The 20,355-nt window shown below is 60.4% G+C and carries 18 protein-coding genes and 2 pseudogenes; 19 read left to right on the top strand and 1 reads right to left on the bottom strand.

What is annotated here, in order from left to right; translation table 11 throughout:
• Positions 1-3: 3 nt before the first annotated feature.
• Positions 4-279, bottom strand: a complete 276-nt coding sequence (hfq, locus tag NCS28_RS31485; RefSeq protein ID WP_250517692.1) for an RNA chaperone Hfq — start codon at positions 277-279, stop codon at positions 4-6.
• Positions 280-355: 76 nt separating this feature from the next.
• Between hfq and NCS28_RS31480 the strand changes: the two are divergent.
• From NCS28_RS31480 to NCS28_RS31390, 19 genes and pseudogenes are all read left to right on the top strand, one after another.
• Positions 356-1,336 (top strand): annotated as a pseudogene (locus NCS28_RS31480) (recombination directionality factor); the annotation flags it as partial.
• A gap of 164 nt (positions 1,337-1,500) precedes the next feature.
• Positions 1,501-1,983, top strand: coding sequence for a riboflavin biosynthesis intermediates N-glycosidase (gene ybiA / locus NCS28_RS31475; RefSeq protein ID WP_250517691.1), 483 nt, complete (start codon positions 1,501-1,503; stop codon positions 1,981-1,983).
• Between the two features lie 95 nt (positions 1,984-2,078).
• On the top strand, positions 2,079-3,506 hold the full coding sequence (locus NCS28_RS31470; RefSeq protein WP_250517690.1) for a metallophosphoesterase family protein: 1,428 nt from the start codon (positions 2,079-2,081) through the stop codon (positions 3,504-3,506).
• Positions 3,507-3,736: 230 nt separating this feature from the next.
• Entirely contained in the window at positions 3,737-4,285 is a 549-nt protein-coding gene (locus tag NCS28_RS31465; RefSeq protein WP_250517689.1) for a hypothetical protein, read from the top strand.
• Positions 4,273-6,574 (top strand): annotated as a pseudogene (locus NCS28_RS31460) (coiled-coil domain-containing protein). Before NCS28_RS31465 ends, NCS28_RS31460 begins: the two are co-directional and overlap by 13 nt.
• Positions 6,575-6,663: 89 nt before the next feature.
• Positions 6,664-6,843, top strand: coding sequence for a hypothetical protein (locus tag NCS28_RS31455; RefSeq protein ID WP_250517688.1), 180 nt, complete (start codon positions 6,664-6,666; stop codon positions 6,841-6,843).
• A gap of 40 nt (positions 6,844-6,883) precedes the next feature.
• A complete protein-coding gene (locus NCS28_RS31450) occupies positions 6,884-7,270 on the top strand; it encodes a hypothetical protein (RefSeq protein ID WP_250517687.1) in 387 nt (128 codons plus the stop codon).
• Positions 7,271-7,363: 93 nt separating this feature from the next.
• Positions 7,364-7,549 carry a hypothetical protein gene (locus NCS28_RS31445; RefSeq protein WP_250517686.1) on the top strand — a complete coding sequence of 62 codons (186 nt, stop codon included), beginning with the start codon at positions 7,364-7,366 and terminating at the stop codon, positions 7,547-7,549.
• Complete coding sequence (locus tag NCS28_RS31440; RefSeq protein WP_250517685.1) at positions 7,546-8,127, top strand: hypothetical protein; 582 nt, start codon at positions 7,546-7,548, stop codon at positions 8,125-8,127. Before NCS28_RS31445 ends, NCS28_RS31440 begins: the two co-directional genes overlap by 4 nt.
• A gap of 309 nt (positions 8,128-8,436) precedes the next feature.
• Positions 8,437-8,862, top strand: a complete 426-nt coding sequence (locus NCS28_RS31435; protein ID WP_250517684.1) for a hypothetical protein — start codon at positions 8,437-8,439, stop codon at positions 8,860-8,862.
• 787 nt (positions 8,863-9,649) lie between these two features.
• Positions 9,650-11,098 carry an NAD-dependent succinate-semialdehyde dehydrogenase gene (locus NCS28_RS31430; RefSeq protein ID WP_250517683.1) on the top strand — a complete coding sequence of 483 codons (1,449 nt, stop codon included), beginning with the start codon at positions 9,650-9,652 and terminating at the stop codon, positions 11,096-11,098.
• 53 nt (positions 11,099-11,151) lie between these two features.
• Positions 11,152-12,747 (top strand): gamma-glutamyltransferase family protein, encoded by a 1,596-nt coding sequence (locus NCS28_RS31425; RefSeq protein ID WP_250517682.1) that lies wholly within the window; start codon positions 11,152-11,154, stop codon positions 12,745-12,747.
• A gap of 20 nt (positions 12,748-12,767) precedes the next feature.
• Positions 12,768-14,144 (top strand): aspartate aminotransferase family protein, encoded by a 1,377-nt coding sequence (locus NCS28_RS31420; RefSeq protein WP_250517681.1) that lies wholly within the window; start codon positions 12,768-12,770, stop codon positions 14,142-14,144.
• 81 nt (positions 14,145-14,225) lie between these two features.
• Positions 14,226-14,714, top strand: coding sequence for a RidA family protein (locus tag NCS28_RS31415; protein WP_250517680.1), 489 nt, complete (start codon positions 14,226-14,228; stop codon positions 14,712-14,714).
• A gap of 19 nt (positions 14,715-14,733) precedes the next feature.
• Complete coding sequence (locus tag NCS28_RS31410; protein ID WP_250517679.1) at positions 14,734-15,393, top strand: GntR family transcriptional regulator; 660 nt, start codon at positions 14,734-14,736, stop codon at positions 15,391-15,393.
• A 91-nt stretch (positions 15,394-15,484) separates the two neighbouring features.
• Positions 15,485-16,636, top strand: coding sequence for an ABC transporter substrate-binding protein (locus NCS28_RS31405; protein ID WP_250517678.1), 1,152 nt, complete (start codon positions 15,485-15,487; stop codon positions 16,634-16,636).
• 49 nt (positions 16,637-16,685) lie between these two features.
• Complete coding sequence (locus NCS28_RS31400; RefSeq protein WP_250517677.1) at positions 16,686-18,683, top strand: ABC transporter permease; 1,998 nt, start codon at positions 16,686-16,688, stop codon at positions 18,681-18,683.
• 4 nt (positions 18,684-18,687) lie between these two features.
• A complete protein-coding gene (locus tag NCS28_RS31395; protein ID WP_250517676.1) occupies positions 18,688-19,557 on the top strand; it encodes an ABC transporter ATP-binding protein in 870 nt (289 codons plus the stop codon).
• Complete coding sequence (locus NCS28_RS31390) at positions 19,554-20,261, top strand: ABC transporter ATP-binding protein (protein WP_250517675.1); 708 nt, start codon at positions 19,554-19,556, stop codon at positions 20,259-20,261. Before NCS28_RS31395 ends, NCS28_RS31390 begins: the two co-directional genes overlap by 4 nt.
• Positions 20,262-20,355: the final 94 nt, after the last annotated feature.

Here is a 20,355-nt window from a genome sequence, read left to right as displayed (position 1 = left end):
TATTCATGGCACCTTCCGCCCGGGGCGCGGGCGCCGATCAGGGCGCTCGTGGCGCTCAGAGTTCTGAGGGCGACCGCGGTCCTCGCTGACCGTCGAGATGGAGTGCTTGAAGATCACCTGCGGGCCCGTCGCCGCGTTCAGACAGACCGTGTACGAATCGAAGGACTCGATGCGGCCTGTCAGCTTTATTCCATTGACCAGGAAAACTGAGACGCGCTTGTGTTCCTTGCGAAGCGCGTTGAGGAACTCGTGCTCGGGCTTCGGGACGGTGTCAGGCATGGTCGCCTCAGTCAGTGAAGTCGAAGAGTGAAAGTGCTTGCAGTCCATCTGCACGCCGTGGCGAAAGCGGTCGGCATACCGTTTCCCGATCATGTTCGCGTTCGACGACTGGCTGCGCAATGTGCCAAATCAGATGGCCGCGTACACGACAACCGGGCGTCAGTACTTCTCGGAGTACGACCGCGACGGCAAACGCTATTGCAAGACGTACGCGCCGATCGAGCGTAACGCACGCGCGCAACGGGCGCGGAGATCCTTCGGTGGGCGACTGGTCGTTCACCGGCAAGACGACGACATTCCCGATGGCGTCTGTGATCCTCACGTCTGTCCGCAGTATCAGGACCGGAAGTGCAACTTGACCGCAAACTTCTTGTTTGCAGTTCCCGACGTGAAGGGGCTCGGGCTGATTGAGCTGCCGACCAACTCGATCTATGTGCTGCAGAAGGCGTATTCGGCGATGCAGACCGTGGCATTGGCGCGCGGCAGGCTCACCGGCACACGCTTCTGGCTCTCGAAGAAGGAGTTCGACATCACGCGCATCGACGACAACGGCCAGCCCGTGCGTCAGAAGCAGATGCTGACGGTGCTCGATGCCGACATTGACCTAGGCGCGCTGCTGGATGGCGCGGACGAGGCTCAACCGGCACTTGATGCAGCTAGTCGTGCAGTGGCACTGCTGGAGTCGGACGGAACGGTACAGTCGATCGGCGACGCGGTTCCTCAGTCGGATGGTCAACCCGCCGGCGGAGAGCATCCGGGCGACGGCGCATCATCGGTCATTCACGATGATGGTCATGACGACGACTCGCCGGATCCCGACGAGACGCTGGAAGAGAAGCGTCACCGCATGTCGGACCTGCTGCATCGTCTAGGCCTCAGTCAGCCGGAGCGACAGAACGGCTTTCGCAAGTACGCGCACCAGACTTACGGTCGCGGTTGGATCGAACGGATCGCTGATGTAGATGCGATGAATGCGCGGCTCAAGAACGCGCTCGACGATCCCTCCTCGCTCGATGTCGAAATTCTGGACGCGATTGCACAAGCTGCCTACGTCTAACCTTGGCCAGTCCCCTTCGGGGGCTGGCATCCTTCTTCTACGCTCGCGCGTGAGAGCATTTCAGCAAGAACCGCTTGCTCAAATGTTTTCGACCGCGCTGTGATTGCGCATCGAATTCGTCCGCCTCGGCGGCCCATCTACTTGTTCACGCGAAGGAGCTTCCAATGCGTAGAGTCGGCAACTTCACGCTGTTCTTCGGCGCGGAGGACGCTTTTAGTAACTGGCACCCGTGCCGCTTTACTTACCATGACGTCGACTTTGTGTCGGTGGAACAGTTCATGATGTTCTCCAAAGCCAAGCTGTTCGGCGACGAGGACATTGCACAAGCTGTGCTCGCCACATACCACCCGAAAGAGCAAAAAGCGCTTGGCCGCAAGGTCAGGGGCTTCGACCTCGATACGTGGAAGGCCAAGCGCGAGTCGATCGTCTATGTCGGGTGCCGTGAGAAGTTCGCGCAGCATCCGGGCCTCCGGACATTGTTGCTCGCAACGGCACCGACCGAGCTTGTCGAAGCCAGTCCCTACGATCTGATCTGGGGCGTGGGCTTAGGCGAACATCATCCTGACATCACGGACAAATCGAAGTGGCGCGGCCAGAACCTACTTGGCCAAGCACTGATGAAAGTTCGCGACACACTCAGTTACTAAACGTCTTTCGAACCCGCCCAACCAACGTGTGCGGTGGGCGCATCGAGACTCACTGGCTACCTTCGGGTGGCCTTTTTCGTTTATAGGAGGCGACTTTGAAAATCGCTCATTTTTCTGACTTGCACTACGCGCCGGGCAACATCGAAGAGTCGGATCGCTGCTTTGGCTTTGCCATCGACCACGCCGTTCTCGCGCACGCCGATGTTGCGGTGATCTCGGGCGACGCGACGGACCATCGTCTCGACGCCCATGCGCCTTCGTTGAACCGCCTTGCACGGCGCATCAACGGGCTGAGCGGCAGCATGCCGATTTTGATGCTGCAGGGTACGTTCTCACACGAGCCGCCGGGCACGCTACGCAACTTCGAACTGATGGCAACAACGCATCAGATCTATGTGGCGGAACGTGTTCAGCAGGTGAGCCTCCATGAAGGACGGTTCTACCCCTCGAGCGGTCCGGTGTACTCCGATGAGGAGCTACGCGAGGTGCTCGCGATAGGCGCTGACGTCGTATTTACTTGCTTGCCGACCGTCAACAAAGGGCAACTGGCGGCAGCCGTTGGTGCCAAGGAAGCCGGGACGGGTCTTGAAGCTGTGCTAGGTGACTATCTGGCCGCAGCGGGACGCGTCAACCAGCAGCTTCGTGCTGCAGGCATTCGAACTGTCGGGGTCTCCCACGGCACGGTCAACGGTTGCACGACCGAGCATGGCGTCACGATGGCGGGGTTCGACCATGAGTTTTCGCTCGGCAGTTTGTTTGAGGCCGAATGCGATGCTTTCATGCTTGGACACATTCACAAAGCGCAGCAGTGGGAACGAGCAGGGCGCGTTGTAGCGTATCCCGGTTCCATCGGGCGATTTCACTATGGTGAGGAAGGCGACAAGGGCTTCCTGATGTGGAATGTCGAAGTGGGAAGCGCGCAAGCGGATCTGGTCGTTACTCCTTCGAGGCAGACGATCTGCGTCGACTTTGACGGTCCGCCCGACATGCAGCGGCTGACGGCAATCGCGCTTAATGCGACCGACAAGTTCGTGCGAGTTCGTTGGCAGGTTGACGAAGAGCACAAACAGTCAGTGGACCGTGACGCGATCGCGGCGCTGTTCGGCCATGCGGCCGAGCTGAAGGTCGAAGCTCGCATTCTTCCCGTTGTCCGCTCACGCGCCCAAGGCATCAGCCTCGAAACGTCGATTGATAGGAAGCTCGAGCGCTGGTGCGAACACGCTGATGTTGATCCGGCTCCCTTGCTTGACCGGCTGCAACTGCTGGAAACGGGGGACGCGGAGGCAATCGCGGCTGGCGTGCTGGCGCGACTGAGCGATGCGGACGCGGCGCATCCGTTCGCGAATGATGGGCTGCCCGGACTGTCGAGCATGCCCGAGCCTGCGCCGGTGGCTGCCCGACAAGCTCCGAGTGGCGACGTTAGCGATCATGCACTACCAATGCCCGATGCGACGGTGGAAATTGTCGAGTCGGCTGAGGCAAGTCAGCTTTCGTGGCTCAACGATGATTTATTCGCGGCGTAGGTTGCCGCGCATGCAGGGGAGGCCAGTACGGCTCCTTTGCTTGAACACGCACAAGCCGTGTTCCGATAGCCGACTGTCAACGTCGCTATCGAAACACAGGTTTCACCGCGTCTTTGACGCATCGATTCGTAGTGGCAGGGCCTTTCTCTAGCAGTTTCATTTCTTCTTTCACCCTGGCGGGGAGCGATCCCTAGCGGGGCCGCACTCCGCCCACCATAACGGAGTGCATCATGTTTGGTCTTTATCCCGCTGGCCCGAACTGGGTCCGCACGTTCGCGTTGGGCGACTGCTCATCGCGTGATCTTCAAAAGTCGCTGGTCGATTTGGCAGGCTTTACCGCTGCAATTCAGCATCAGCCGTTCGGCCAGTACCGCGGCGCAGTGCTGGCCCAGTTCGGGCAGACGCTGTTGCTGATCGCGACGACGCCCGGCGCGTGCGAGATCGCCGTTACGCCGACCGTTGAAATGCAGCACCTTCTTTGGTCCTACCAGGAAGGCTTTGCAAGTCAGTGGTCTGCTGCCGAGATCCGTAGCCTGACCGGCTATAGCGGTTGGTCCGAGCTTCTTACGAACGCGCGTCGCGAGTTCGGCAGAGTCTGCGACGACGTCGCGGCCGCACTAGACGGAACGCTTCGAGCGCCCAAAGCAGCGGTGCAGTCTGTGCCGTCGGTCGTGATGAACGAGCCGTTTCCCAACGAGGATGACGACGCGTTCTATTCGCAGATGGCAGCGATGTCTGCATCGATGAGCGTATCGGAGGACGTGTCATGCGGCCTCTGAAACTGACACTTGAAGGCTTCGTTGGCGTGCGCGATGGGATGAAACGGGAAAGCGTCACGCTGGATCTGGAGACGTTGCCGGATGGTTTGATCGCCTTGACCGGCCCTAACGGGGCGGGCAAGACACCCGTATCCGATCATGCCGTCGCGTGCGTCGAAGATGTCGGTCGACGCCTTCTCGTACTGGGACCACATCTGTGGCACCAGTGCCCTGAAGGAACTCGAATGGGAGCACGACGGCATTAGTTATCGCTCGTCCTTCACTTTTCGCAAGCCCGGCAAGACAGGCAAGGCGGAGTACTACCTTGCCTATCGTGGGGTCGACGGTACGTGGCGCCCGGTGTCGCTGCCTGACGGGACGGTGTCAGACGGCAAGGCGGAGTCGTATAACCGCTGTGTCGAGGCGATCAACGGTTCGTTGGAAACGTTCTTCACGAGCGTGTTCTCGGCTCAGAACCGGCGGCCGCTCGCGTCCTACGGTGCGGGCGAGATCAAGACGCTGCTGGCTGAACTCCTTGGCATCGACCACCTAAAGGCATTGTCGGCGAAGGCCGCTGATGTCGCGAAGGTGCTCGGCAAGTCGCTTGAAGGGATCCAGTCTGAGCTTGGCGCGCTCGCCGGAAAGCGCCAACGTAAAGCCGACGCTGAGCAGTCGATCGTCGCGCAGGGCAACACCCTGCGTGCCGCTCGGGAGCAACGTGATGGCGCGCTTGAGCATGCGAGCAAGCTGACTCAAGAGCGCGCGACGCTTGCGGCCAAGCAGAGCGAATCGGCCACGACCGAAGCGCGCCTGCGAGAGCTGGGCGTGCGCCGCGACGAGTTTGGGCGTGCCCTGAAAAGCGCGGCCGACGACGAGCAAGCCGCAGCGGTTCGCTGTCAGCAGCGCGTTTCGGTGCTGAGTCGAACCGTGGCCACGCACCAAGCAACGCTGGCTCGCCGCGAGGCGATCCTCGGTGCGGCGGCGAAGCGCGAGGAGGCCGAGTTGGCGATTGCGCGCGAGGAAGCGAGGTTCGCTCCCCTGCAGCGCGAGATTGCCGATTTGGAGGTTAAACGCGCGACGTTGACCACGCTCGATGCGACGCTTACCAGCTTGATGAACCAAGGCACGACGAAAGCCGCGCACTTCGACACGTTGAACAAGCAGGCTGCGGTGGCGGAGCAAGTGCCGTGCGTCGGTCATTCGATGCATGCGCAATGCCCGCTGCTCGCGCAAGCCTTTCAAGCGAAAGAGCAAGCGGAGGTGCAGCGTGTTTCGGTGGCGAATCTTCGCGCGGAGTATCGCGAGAAGAAAGCGCAGGCCGAAGCCTTGGCGCTCGTGCCGGCTGAGTTGGCGGCGAAGCGTGTTGAGATGCTCGCCATCACCGATGCGGCCGCGCAGTTGCGCCGTGCCTTGCAGGCCGCGGCAGAGCTTGCCGCCACTAAGCCCTTGCTGGACGCAGCCGTATCGGGACTTGAAGCCGCGCAAGCTGAGTTGCGCTCGATCGCCGAGGAAAGTGCTGCACGGACCGCCAAGTACCAGTCTGAAAAGACGCGTATGGAAGCGGAGCTTGCCCGCATTACCGAGGAAGTCGGGCGACTGGCCGCCGTCGATGTGACAGCCGCCATTGCGAAGCTAAACCGCGACATCGCAGCGAACCGGGAGACCGTCGCGGCACTGGATGGTCGAATCGAGCAATCGATCCGCGCGCAGAGTGTGTTGCAGGCCGAAGCGGAAGCCCTGGCGCTGGAGTTGGAGAAGTTCTCGGCCACGCAGTCTCGTGCCGATCGCATCTCCGACGAAATTGCTCATTGGAAGCTGCTGGCTAAGGGCTTGGGCAACGACGGCGTGATCGCGTTGACCATCGATGACGCGGGTCCAGCGCTGACGCACACCGTCAACGAGCTATTGCTCGCGTGCTACGGCATGCGTTTCACCGTTGAGATCCGCACGCAGCGCACGCTCGCAAGCGGTGAATTGCGCGAGGGCTTCGAGATCCTCGTTCACGACGCCGAGTCCGACAGCAGCAAGTCGGTCTCCGTCATGTCCGGTGGTCAGAAGGTCTGGATCAACGAGTGCCTCACGCGGGGCATCGCGCTCTATCTCGCGCGGAACGCCGGTCAGCCGTATCAGACCTTGTTCAGCGACGAGTCAGACGGCCCGCTCGATCCCGAGCGCAAAGTGCAGTTCATGCGAATGAAGCGCGAGGTGTTGCGCCAAGGCGGGTATCAGCGGGAGTTCTTCATCTCGCAGACGCCCGACCTTGTGGCAGAGGCCGACGCTGTCATCGACGTACAGGCGCTTGCCGCCTGATTTTTTATTAACCCTTGTGGGGAGTCGCCCCCACAAGGGGCGCTTCTCGTCTTTCCGACCCTTCTCTCGCGCCTTCCGGCGCTCTCTCTATGGCAAACCTTCTCATGCTGCTGCTCGCGGCAACCGGCAGTCCGTCTCACTCGAATGCGGTGCCTCACCAGCCGCCTGCGCAGCAAGCTGCACCGGCTACTGCTCAGTCGCAGCCGCAGCGTCCGCCGTACTTGCGTCGCGCGGCTGCGTTCGATACCGGCCGTCTGCGTCGCATCTGACAACGGCTCTACTTCTTTTACCTTTTGACTGGAGCCTTCCATGGCCTATTCCTGCACCGATTTCGTCGACGACGTCCTGAACGACATGGTGATCCGAAGCTGGATCAAGCCCGAGCAGTATGGGCCTGACGACCCGCAAGCCCAATGCGATGCGGTGGTGGCCGCGATCGCCGACGCTGACGTGTCGCTGCGCCTTGCTGCTGACGCGAAGCAGTTCAATGCGGAATTGCTGGATGCCGTCGAAACGCTGACCGGCATCGCCGAACAGCACGGCGCGCTCGCCCTCGCGAATGTCGTCTATCTCCAGGCGGCCATCTTGAAGGGCGGGCTGATCGAGCTTACGCGCGACGAAGCGGAGAACTTCGCTTTCGTCAGAGACCTGCCTTCGGGCGGTCGCTGGTGGCAAAGCGTCAAGCTGATCGAGTAAGTGGCACAACTCGCCGTCTAATTTCTTTTCTCAACCCTTGCGGGCAAGCGACCCGCTGGGGTCGCTCCGCGTTCTTTCTGTGGGAGTGTTTTTATGTTTGAAGCAGCGAAGCTGGGCGCATCACCGGAGCAGTTTACCAACCTCGAAGCGGCGATTGGTTACATCGCCGGCACCGCGACGCACGCGGGCGAAGTTCGCCCTTGGATCCGGAACGTCGAGACGAAAGTGTTCTTGGTGATCGGCGGCAGAGTGCAACCCCAAAACGGGGTGCGCCAATGACGCCGCCGTGGTTGGAGCAATACGCCAGTGGCCAGAAGACCGGCTACGCGCAAGCGTTCATGTCGTACGCCGAGTATTACGGAGTCGACGGATCTGCTGACGATGACCCGGAAATCGAAGAGCGGATCGCCATGCACCGGCGGCCGATCGTGGGTTACGCGAGCCGCACGGGCACCCGCCGCAACTTGGCCGCACTGAAGGGCGCCGACTGGCGCTTGTTGGTCTCGGCCAAGGGCGAGTTGCGTACCGAGGGCTTCCATCGCTATGCGTTGGATAACGGCGCTTGGACCGCCTACCAGCAAGGTCAGCCCTTCGATGAGCACGCGTTTTCTGTAGCTGTCGAACGGCTCGGCGAACGGGCCGATTGGCTTGTCCTTCCGGACATCGTCATGGGCGGGATGGCCTCGCTCGACTACTCGTTGAAGTGGCTGGAACGACTTCGCGGGATGCCGTGCCGGATGCTGATCGCAGTTCAGAACGGTATGCAGGTCGACGACCTCGCTTCGCTTCTGTCGCCTGCTGTCGGCATCTTCATTGGCGGTTCGACAGAGTGGAAAGAGCAGACGGCGCACGTGTGAGGGTCCCTCGCGCGTCGGCGTCACTGCTACTTGCACGTCGGTCGCGTTAACTCGGCGCGGCGCATCCGCATCTGCGCGGCCGCCGGTGCCGACAGCTTCGACGGTACTAGCGTGAGCCGGTACGCGAAGACGCTTCCTCGGCTGGATCGAGCAACACGGCAAGCAGACATGTTTGCCGCAGCGCACGACGGTCTGGAAGAAGCGCAACGAGCGACGGCCGACCTTTTGATTTGATGCAACCATAAGCCTTTGAACCCTTTCGGGAGCGAATCCCGAATGGGTCGCTCCTATTTTCTTGGAGCGAAAGAGATGGAACAGGAAATTGTTTCGAAGATGGAAGCTGCGATCAGCGTCATGCAGCGATACATCGAACTTGGGCATAGCCTGAGCTGCGCATATTCGGGTGGCAAGGACAGCACGTGTACTCTGGTGTTGATGCTTGAGGCGATTCGCCGTGCCGGCGGCACGACGATCACCCACCATGTTCAGTCGGCCGACACCACGATCGAGAATCCGACAATCGCAAACTTCTTGCACTCAGTGTTGGACGAGCTGCAGCTGTATATCGAGGCGTCGGTGTTGCCCGTACAGGTTCATGTGACGACACCTTCGTTGGCAAGCCAGTTCGTAGTGTCGACGATTGGACGGGGCACGTTGGTACGGACACCTGATAATGGCGTGCGTGACGGTAGACGGACCAGGGCGTGCGCGGATTATGGTGCCCGTCAAGTGTGAACAACACTTCGAGCCACTTGTCCGTAAGGACGTGAGCGCATTTGCTGCGTTGAGGCAAAGAAAAGCGTCAACAATCGTAGACGAAGCCGCCTCTGAAAAGCGATTTTGTTGACACATAGCCGTGCGGGCGAGCCACTACAACGGCGCGAGCGCTCGCCTTCGCATCTGCTCGCATGCCTATTGTTTAGATTTGCTCAAATGGATCGTCCGCTGCTGCCTTTGACGGAAACCGCCGGCCAGGAGTCGCCGGTCGAGGTCGACAGTCAGCTTGATCAGCCAAGTCTCGTTCGCCCTCGCTCAATGGCCGGTTTCCGGCGAGCGAATTGCCGGGGGCACCGCCCCAATCCGGCCATCAACGGACTTTGGGATGCGAACGATCCGCCACTGAGAAGGGCTGTAGTAGTCTGCAGAGCAGACGGAAGCGACGGCCGGTGCGAGTACATCTCATCCCACCGGTTATAGCGAGTCTTGATGGACCGACGTGAGCCATCACCGCTACTGGCAATCTGAAACCGGCAAAGGCCGCGCAGGTTGACGGGTTGACAAGCGCATGGCGCACGCTCCGCCACAGCTGCCCGTCGTACTGCTCGATTAGTGTGCCAGAGGCCAACCGCTGCCGACGCACGGCAGCGATGCACACCCTTTCAACTTTCGTCGCGCCACCACTTCCTGCCTGCGTGACAGACCCGTCCGCCGACATAAGGGTAATCCCTCTTTACGTCGTCATATTGCCCGACTAGGATTTGATCCATAGATACGGGGATCCAATCTTACAAAGGACAAACGAATGGGCTCGTTTGACAATCCGCTGCTTCGCTCGCGGTGTTTTATCGATGGGAGCTGGGTCGACGCCGGCAACGGCGCGGTCCTGACGATCACGAATCCGGCGACGGACGAGGCGCTCACGACGGTTCCCCGCACCGGTGCTGCTGAGACCGAGGCGGCAATTGCGGCGGCCGCGGCGGCGTTCGGCTCGTGGAAACGGACGCCGGCCAAGGACAGGGGGGCCGCCCTTGCACGCTGGGCGAACCTCGCCGAGCAAAACCTCGAAGAGCTGGCCAAGATTCTGACGGCCGAGCAAGGCAAGCCGCTTGCCGAGGCGCGCGGCGAAGTGCGTTCGACGATCGCCTACTTTCGCTGGTTCGCGGAGGAAGCGCGTCGTATCGACGGGCAGATCCTGCAGGCACCGAGCGCCGATCGTCAGTACCTCGCGATGCGCGAGCCGGTCGGCGTCTGTGCCGCCATCACGCCATGGAATTTCCCATCTTCGATGATTGCGCGCAAGGTCGCACCTGCTCTCGCGGCGGGTTGCACAATCGTTCTGAAGCCCGCCAACCAGACTCCCCTGTCTGCGCTCGCGCTGGCCGCGCTGAGCGAACGAGCGGGAATTCCGGCCGGGGTCTTTTCGGTTGTGACGGGCGATGCGCGCACGATCGGCCAAGTCATGTGCGGTAGCGAAACGGTGAGGAAGCTCAGCTTTACCGGTTCCACGAAGGTGGGCCGTCTGCTGATGCAACAGTGCGCCGGGACCATTAAGAAGCTTTCCCTCGAACTGGGCGGCAACGCGCCTTTTATCGTTTTCGACGATGCTGATCTCGAGGCCGCAGTACAGAGTGCGCTCGGCGCGAAGTTCCGCAATACCGGTCAGATGTGCACCTGCGCCAACCGAATCCTTGTTCAGGATTGCGTCTACGAAGCCTTCACCGAAAAGCTCTTGTCGGCGGTACGAGAGCTCAACGTAGGCAATGGTGCCGAGGCGCATGTCACACAGGGTCCGCTCATTGACGAGCACGCGGTCGGCAAGGTCGAAGAACTCGTGACGGACGCCGTCACCAAGGGCGGTCAACTGCTCTGCGGCGGTCGCAAACACTTGCTCGGCGGGCGCTTTTACGAGCCGACGGTAATCGGCGACGCTGTTCCCGCGATGCGCTTCTCGCGCGAAGAGATCTTCGGACCGGTCGCGCCGCTGTATCGCTTTTCAACGGAAGACGAGGCGATCGCCCTGGCCAATGACACCGAGTATGGCTTGGCGGCCTATTTCTTTAGCAAGGATCTGGGCCGTGTCTTCCGGGTGCTTCAGGCGCTCGAATACGGCATGGTCGGTGTGAACACGCATCTGATCGCTGACGAGGCCGCGCCCTTCGGCGGAGTCAAGCAATCGGGTCTCGGTCGCGAAGGCGCGCGCGAGGGCATCAACGAGTATCTGGAAACGAAGCTCGCAAGCGTTCAGCTTTGAACGACTCCATTGCGAGTAAGCCGAGCGACTCACTTTTATTCTGCTGAAACGAGATGAAGACGAAATTCGATTGGGCCTTCCCCTATCCGTCACAGAAGATGCCCCTGCTTGCGCGAAACGTCGTTACGACTTCCCAGCCGCTCGCCGCTCAAGCCGGCGTGCGCATGCTGCTGGCGGGCGGCAACGCGGTCGACGCCGCACTTGCTTCGGCCATCACCCTGACGGTCGTGGAGCCGGTGATGAACGGGATCGGCGGGGACTTGTTTGCACTGGTCTGGGACAAGGGCGAGTTGCATGGAATCGACGCATGTGGACGCGCGCCTGCCTTGTGGAATCCCGAGTACTTTGCCGGACGCACCTCGATGCCGACGCTCGGCTGGGACTCGGTGACCGTGCCAGGGCAGGTCGCCGGATGGGCGGCGCTGTCCGGGCGCTTCGGCCAACTGCCCTTCGAAAAGCTTTTCGAGCCCGCAATCGAGTATGCGGAAGAAGGGTTCGCCATCTCGCCACAGATCGCGCGGCAATGGGCGGCACAGGTGCCGAATCTGAGCAGTCAGCCGGGGTTCGCGGCAGCGTTCACCCGCAACGGTGAAACGCCGAAGGCCAGTTCGTGGTGGAAGTTTCCTGACCAGGCGCGAACGCTGCAGGAAATCGCAAGAACGAAAGGCCAGAGCTTCTATACAGGGAATCTTGCCGAACGCATCTGCGCATTCTCGAAGCAATGTGAGGCAGCGCTCTCGGCCTCGGATCTCGCTGGAATCAAGGTGGAATGGGTCAAGCCGATCAGCGCGGACTACCGCGGCTACACGCTTCACGAGATTCCTCCCAGCGGACAGGGCATCGCGGCGTTGCTCGGCTTGGGCATCCTCGAGCAGTTCGATCTGGAGTTGATGGGGCTAGACAGTCCCGACGCCTATCACGTCATGATTGAGGCAATGAAGTTGGCGTTTGCAGACTTGCACACACACATCGGTGATCGCGAGCACATGAAGCACACCGTCGAGCAGTTACTCGACAAGGCCTATGCGCGTCAGCGGGCAAGCCTTATTCAGCGCAATCGCGCGATACCGGCGACAGCCGGAACGCCGGCCTCAGGCGGCACAGTCTATCTTGCCGCAGCCGATGCCAGCGGCATGATGGTGTCGTTCATCCAGTCGAACTACAAGGGATTCGGCTCCGGGGTGGTGGTTCCCAACACCGGCATCAGCATGCACAACCGTGGCATGGGCTTTGTCTTGAGCGAGGGGCACGTCAATCGCGTTGCTCCGCGCAAGAAGCCCCTGCACAGCATCATTCCGGGATTCGTGACACGAGGCGGCGAGCCGGTGATGGCGCTTGGCGTCATGGGCGGATCGATGCAGGCGCAAGGCCACGTGCAAATGCTCGCGCGTCTCGCCTGCTTCGGTCAAAACCCTCAGGCGATGAGCGATGCGCCACGTTTTCGCGTGGAGGATGGACCGATCGTGCATCTGGAGGCCCATACGCCTTCGGACGTAGCTGAAACGCTGCGCGCGCGCGGACATGAGGTCAGTGTTCACGCGCCGGACAGCATGGAGTTCGGTGCCGCGCAGATCATCTGCTGTTCAGACAGTGGTGCTTATGTCGCCGCATCCGACTCACGGCGTGACGGCCAGGCGGTCGGGTTCTGAAAAACACACTCGAGGAAAACATGAAAGCTGAAAGCAATAGCCTGCTCTCGCAGCAAGACGCGCAATATCATCTGCACGGCTTTACGAATGCCGAAAAGAACCGCGACGAAGGGGCCAAAGTCATGTCGCGCGGCGAAGGCATCTTTGTGTTCGATGAGAAGGGAAACAAGCATATCGAAGCGCTCTCTGGTCTCTGGAGCGTGGCGGTCGGCTTCAGCGAGCAGCGCCTGATCGATGCGGCGACCCGGCAGATGTCGGTCTTGCCGTTCTACCACACGTTCGTCCAGCGATCACACAAGCCGCTTATCGAACTGGCCGCCAAGCTCGTCGAAATGGCGCCGGTGCCGATGAGCAAGGCCTATTTCACCAATTCCGGTTCCGAGGCGAACGACACGGCCATCAAGCTGGTCTGGTATCGCGCAAATGCGTTGGGCCAACCGCACAAGAAGAAAATCATTACGCGCGATCGCGCCTATCACGGTGTCACGCTCGGATCAGGTAGCCTCACTGGCATGCCGCACGTCCATGGCGGCTTCGATCTGCCGCTGCCGGGCTTCCACCATCTGACGGCGCCGCATTTCTATCGCGAAGGTCGCCCTGGCGAAACGGAAGAAGCGTTCTCCACGCGCCTCGCAGAAGAACTCGATGCCTTCATCATCCGCGAGGATCCCAACACCATCGGCGCAATGTTCGCCGAGCCGCTCATCGGCGCTGGTGGTGTCATCGTGCCGCCGGTCGGTTACTGGGAGAAGACGCAGGCCGTGTTGAGCAAATACGACATCCTGCTCGTCGCCGACGAGGTGATCTGTGGTTTCGGCCGCACCGGCAAGATGTTCGGCTCTCAGCACTTCGGCATCCGGCCCGACATGATGGTCCTGTCGAAGCAACTCTCATCCTCTTATTTGCCGATTTCGGCGCTGCTGATCAACGAGAAGGTCTATGCGCCTGTTGCAGAAGAGAGCAACCGGCGCGGCACGTTTGGTCACGGATTGACTGCTGGGGGGCATCCGACCGCCGCAGCCGTTGCGCTCGAAAACATCGCGATCATCGAGGAGCGGGGCCTGGTCGAGCGTGCTCGCGTGTTGGGTGAGCGCATGCACTCACGCTTGTCGATTCTGCGCAAGCATCCGCTCGTAGGCGAGGTTCGTGGTGTGGGCCTCATCGCCGCAATCGAACTCGTCGCGTCGAAGGAGGACAAGGCGCCTTATGAAGCGCCCGGCACCCTCGGGATGATGGCCGCCGAAGCGCTGGCTCAGCGCAATGTCATCACCCGCAACATTGGCGACGCGATCGCCCTCTGTCCGCCTCTCATCATCACGGAAGAGGAACTCGACGACCTGCTCTCGCGCGTTGAGGCAGCGATCGATGATGTGGCGCGCAGGGTTAACCTCGTATAGGCGATTGTGGACGACGATTTTTGATCGGCTTATATTGGCTTTATTAATTCGTGTATCCAATATTACAATATCAAGAAGCTTATGAGCGCTGAGGAGCGATTGGCCCAGATGGGCATCGAGTTACCGCTGAGCCAGGTGGGCTCGGAGTACTACGGTACGAAGTACGGCAAGATGAAACCGTACTATGAGCACGGAAAACTGCTGCTTCTGTCCGGCCAGACTGCGGGACTCACGCCGAATGGTGAAGCCCGTTTCCCTGGTCGGGTGGGTGGGTCGATCTCGGTCGACGACGCTCGGCAAGCAGCCCGGCTCACCGGCATCAACTGTTTGGCGGCCATCAAGAACGCCGTAGGGCATCTCGATCGTGTGGTCGGCATCGCGCGCGTGCTGAACTTCGTCGCGTGTGATTCGGCATTCACCGAGCCGCATCGGGTGGCCAGCGCCATGACCGATCTCTTCGTCGACGTGTTCGGCGAGGAGATCGGGGTCGCGCCGCGCGCGACGATTGGTGTCGTTTCGCTCGCTGACGACTATTGCTTCGAAACCTGGGTGACGGTTGAAGTCGCCTGACGAACACCGGGAAACAAAAATGTCTGAAACCATCAACGTAAACGGAATAGCGCTGTCCGCCGAGGATGAAGCGTACCGCTTCATCGAGGCCGCGATCCGCTCGGGGCGTTACCGGGCTGGCGAGCGCCTCGTAGCTGAAGACATTGCGGCGGAAATTGGCACGAGCCGCATGCCGGTTCGCGAAGCCTTCCGACGATTGTCGGCAGAGGGGCTTTTGCGAATTCGCCCAAATCGCGGCGTGATCGTACGCGGGCTGAATGCGGCCGAGATGAGGGAAGTATTCGAGATGCGGGCGGCGCTGGAAGGGCTCGCGGCCGGTTTGGCCGTCCCAAAGATCACACGGCCGAATCTCGCAACGCTCGAGCATCTGCTTGACCAGATGGAGCAGGCCAATGCAGATTTTCCGGCGTGGGTCACCTATCACCGGGAGTTTCACGAGTACCTGACCGGACTCGCCGGCATGCCTCGTCTGACGCGCCAGTTGGCGGGTCTGCACTCGGCCATCGAGCCTTATATGCGCATCTGGCTGGAGCATGCAGACAAGCCGATGACCTCCCGCGACGATCATTCGGGTATTTTGCAGGCGATCAAAACGGGCAACGAAAGACTGGTCGAGGAGACGGTTCGCGAGCACGTGCGCGCGACCATCCCGGCACTGGTTGATTTTGTAATGCTGTAAGTTAAGGTGAGCTCGATGCAACGAGCTCCATCCCAATCTATTAGGTCTACTAAAACTCTGGTTTGCGCAAACTGAACCACGAAAGAACGGAATGACTGATCCCACCGTGCCGAAGAGGAACCGTATGTTTAAGCAGATTGTAATGACCGCCGCTTCATCGATGGCGTTGATAAATTCGGTGAGCGCACTGGCCGACGAGCCGGTGTCCATCGGCTTCACCGCGACACTCACGGGAGACTTCGCTTCATACGGTGTGGATGTGCGCAAAGGGCTGGATCTGGGTATTGGCGAGGTGAACGCGCAAGGCGTGCAACTCGCGTTGAAAGTCATCGACGACCACGGCCAGCCAAACGATGGCGTGCTGGCAGCTGGGCAGTTTTGCGAAGACGCCAAAGTCAGCGCAGTTGTGGGTTACACGTTTAGCTCCGTTGCGCTTGCGGCGGCGCCGATCCTGAAGAAATGCACGATGCCGGTTGTGGCATCTGCGGTCACCAGCCCAGAGCTCACGGGGCTGAACAAATACTTCCGCCGGGTCATCCTGACCGATGCGAGCCAAGGTGCAAAAATGGGGAACTACGTTGCCAGGCAGATGGGCGCCAAGCAGGTCTATGTCCTTTATCAACAGGACGACTACGGCATGGGCGTGAGCAAGGCCTTCAAAGAGGCCTTCACGGCGGCGGGCGGAAAAATCGCGGGCGAGAGCAGCTACAACCTGGGTACCAAGGATTTTCGTACGATCCTCGCGCGTCTGAAAGCGACCAATCCGGATGCGATCTTCATAGGCGGTTTCTACACGGAAGCGGCCATGATTGCGTCGCAGGGTAAGGATATCGGCCTGACGGCAAAGCTGATCGGGACTGACGGCGCGTTGTCACCGCAGTTGATGCAGCTGAGCGGCAACGCTGCAGAAGGCATGACGCTCTATGGCATGTTCGATCCCGGCTCCGCGCCCTCGCCGCAGACCGCTGAATTCGTCAAAGCCTACAAGGAAAAGTATCACCAGGATCCCAATGAATGGGCTGCACTTGGCTATGACACGGCATTGTCGATCGGCGCGGGTGCAAAGGCGGCAAAACAAAAGGGCGAAGTGAACCGCGAAACCATGAATGTGGCGCTGGCCAACATCAAGAATCTCCCTGGGGCCACCGGCAACATTTCCTTTCAGCCTGATGGCGACCGCGCTGGCTCGCTCTACTACTTCACGGTGCGCGGCGGGAAGTTCGTTCTCGCCGGCAAACAGTAATCGCGGCTGCGTGGCGCCGTTCTGGCCGCCACGCTCTCGGGAGATCCCTATGCTCTATTTCGAGCAGCTCTTGATCAACGGCCTGATGCTCGGGTCGGTATATGCGCTCGCCGCAGTCGCTTACACGCTCGTGTACGGCGTGGTGAAGTTGGTGAACTTTGCGTTCGGCGAGCTATTCATGCTCGGCGCGTTCGTCACTCTGTCGCTGATGGCGCCGGAGGTTTCCTTGTTGGGTCGCGTAGTACCCATGCCAGGCTGGAGCTTTTATGCAGCCGCACCGGCTGCAATCGTGGCCGTTGGCGTGCTAGGTGCGTTGATTGATCGCGTGGCTTATCGTCCGCTTCGCAATGCGCCGCGGCTTGCGCCGCTGATCACGTCGATCGCGGTGTCGGTTCTTCTTCAGAGTCTCGCGCAGACCGTATGGGGACCGGGCTCACTGCGGTTTCCCGACACGCCGCTGTCGCATATCCCGACGCTTCATCTCGGGCAGGTTAGCATCAGCGGCTCCAATCTGGTCGTCATCCTGGCAGCGCTCGTCGGCATGGTCGCGCTTCAGTTCTTCGTTTACTACTCCTCGCTCGGGCGTGCCATGCGCGCTGCAGCACAAGATTCGACCGCAGCGTACCTGGTCGGCATTCCGGTCAACCGGATCATCGGCTCGGCGTTCGTCCTCGGTTCGGCCTTTGCCGCTGTGGCCGGGATCCTATACGCTCAGGCGTTTCAGTTTGCCAGCCCGACGATGGGTTTCACGCCGGGTCTTAAAGCACTCACCGCAGCGGTGCTCGGCGGAATCGGCAGTATTCCGGGCGCAGCGGTTGGCGGTCTGTTTCTCGGCCTTGCAGAGTCATTGTGCGCAGGCTTTCTGCCAAACGGCGCCGTGTATCAGGACGCGCTGAGCTTCATTCTTCTCGTGCTGCTCCTGCTCGTTCGACCGCAAGGCCTGCTCGGCAAGAAGGAGCTCAATGTCCATGCACGCGGCAGTCTGATTGCCGCGAAGCCGCGCGGGCGCTTGTCGATTCTCGGCACTCCGTTGCAACTGATGGACGCGTTCTTCGGCTCCCGGTTCTTCGATAGCGCTGCATTCAAACTTTTGGCGCTCGTCTGCGCGATCGCGGCTGGACTTGCCGTGCGCTCGGATTATTGGCTCAGCATCATGGTGGTCGTACTGATCTATGGCATGCTTGCCAGCGGACTGAACATCGTCGTCGGCTTCGCGGGATTGCTGGATCTGGGCTTTGTGGCGTTCTGGGCGGTGGGCTCCTATTTCACATCGATCGTCTTCATCGACGTGCTTCAGAAGCACTTCGGCATCGATGTCGACTCGGTATGGTGGCTCCTGTATGCCAATCTCATCGTCGGTGGCGGTTTTGCCGGACTATGCGGCGCCATCCTGGGCTATCCGACTCTGCGCGTGCGGGGTGACTATCTTGCGATCATGACGCTGGGCTTCGGCGAGATCATCCGCGTGGTCGCGACGAACTGGGTGTCGCTCACCAACGGGCCGATGGGGATTCGCGGCATTCCGTCGCCGTCGATGTTCGGTCACGAGATGGACGACGCCCGTTCGCTGTACTTTTTCGCGCTGGCGCTCGCCGTGGTGTTGCTGTTCTGCATTGGCCGGGTCGTCCGGTCCTTCGTCGGCCGCGCATGGATCGCGCTCCGGGAGGATGAGGACGCCGCACAGGCGATGGGTATCCCCGGCACCCGCTACAAGCTCCTGGCGTACGCATGCAGTGGCTTCGTGGGCGGTGTTGTGGGGGTCTTCTATGCCCACTTTCAGCAGTACATCAGCCCGGCCAGCTTTTCCCTGTTCGAGAACATCCTCATTTTGATGCTGATCGTACTGGGCGGACTCGGGACGATGATCGGCCCGTTCATCGGCGCCGCCATCTGGATCGGCTTCTTGCAAGTGTCGCTCAAGGTTCCGTTCGTCAGCAGCTATCCGGAGTCTCGTTACATCCTTCTAGGCGTCATGCTGATCGCCCTGATGTTGTTCCGCCCCAGTGGGGTCGCCGCGAAGGCGCGCTTGCGCCTGGTCATGGAGTAGGCCCATGCGAGCTTTGACTGAAGATTTGATCCCCTTGATGAACCGAAACGCCGTCGTAAATGACTGCATGAACGACGAGCGTGCCAATTGCGCGGTTGCTGAGACGCAGAAGGTTGCGCTGCGCGCGGAGAACGTCACCGTGCGCTTCGGAGGACTCACTGCGGTCAAGAACCTCAACTTGGTGGTGAAGAGTCATGCCGTGCACGCGCTGATAGGTCCGAACGGCGCGGGCAAGAGTACGGCGGTGAATGCGCTCTCGGGCTTCATCCGCAGCGAGGGCACGGTCCGGGTGGGCGAGAAAACCTCGGCAAACTGGACATCCCACTCTATTGCGAAGGCAGGTCTGGCGCGTACCTTCCAGAACATCCGCCTGTTCGGTGTGATGTCCGTTCTGGAGACCATCCTCGTTGGCAGTCACACGCGATTTGACGGCGGGTTGTTGTCGCCTTTGTTCCGCAGCAAGACAGCGAAAAAGCGGGAGCGCGAGGCGGTAAAGGAAGCAAGGCGCCTGATCGAATTCGTCGGCCTGCCTCCGGACGCGGCGGAAATGACGGCCAGCTCTTTGTCTTACGGTCACCAGCGCCGGGTGGAGATTGCGCGTGCGCTCATCTCCCGGCCCACCGTCTTGCTGCTCGACGAGCCCTTGGCCGGCATGAACGTGGCCGAGAAGGCTGAGCTGAGCGATTTGATTCGCAAGGTGTATCGCAGTGGCGTCGCCATTCTGCTGATCGAGCATGACATGGACGTGATTCGAAACCTCGCAAACCATGTGACCGTCATGTATCACGGCCAGAAGCTGGCAGACGGCACCCCTGATGAGGTTCTCAGCAACCCGGATGTGCAGGCCGCGTATCTCGGAAAGGGAAAGGCATGAGCCATTTACTGGAAGTGACCAACCTGAATGTGTCGTATGGCGGAATTCGAGCGGTAAAGGGCATCTCGTTGACGGTTGGCGAAAGCGAAATCGTAAGCCTCATCGGCAGTAATGGAGCGGGGAAAACGACCTCGCTGCGCGCCATCTCAGGCTTGCTGGCGTGCCAGTGCGACCAGATCCGTTTTGCCGGGAACGATATCAGCAACCTATCCCCCGATATGCGCGTGCGCACCGGTCTCGCACACGTCCCGGAAGGGCGGCACGTTTTTCCGGCATTGACGATCGACGAAAATCTCAAACTGGGTGCCTATGTGCGCAAAGACAGAAAAGGCATCTCCCTGGATATCGAACGCATGTACGACCTCTTCCCCATCCTGAAGGAACGATGCAGGCAGAACGCGGGAACGATGTCCGGGGGTGAACAGCAGATGCTGGCGATCGCGCGCGCGATGATGTCCCGTCCGAAGCTGCTCATTCTCGACGAGCCGACGATGGGACTTTCACCCAAGATGATCGAACTCGTCCTTGAGACGATTGACAAGATCCGCCGGGAGAAGACGCCGATCCTTCTGGTCGAGCAGAACACGATCGAGGCCATTCAGATATCCGACCGTGTGTTCGCCCTGAGGGTGGGCGAGATTGTGCACAGGGATGCCGGAGCCAACGTCAACGAAGCGATGCTCAAAGAGTTATACCTGAACTAACCCGAAAAAGCGACGAAGGTCTGGTGTATTTCAATCTATCTGGGTAGGACTACTCGTTAGTATTATTAGGAACAACGGATGACCACAATGAAAA

Origin of the sequence: Caballeronia sp. INDeC2 (genome assembly GCF_023631325.1) — a bacterium.
In the GTDB taxonomy this organism is placed as follows: Bacteria; Pseudomonadota; Gammaproteobacteria; order Burkholderiales; family Burkholderiaceae; genus Caballeronia.
The sequence above is the reverse complement of the archived record's forward strand: the minus strand, read 5'-3'. Positions and strand labels throughout refer to the sequence as shown.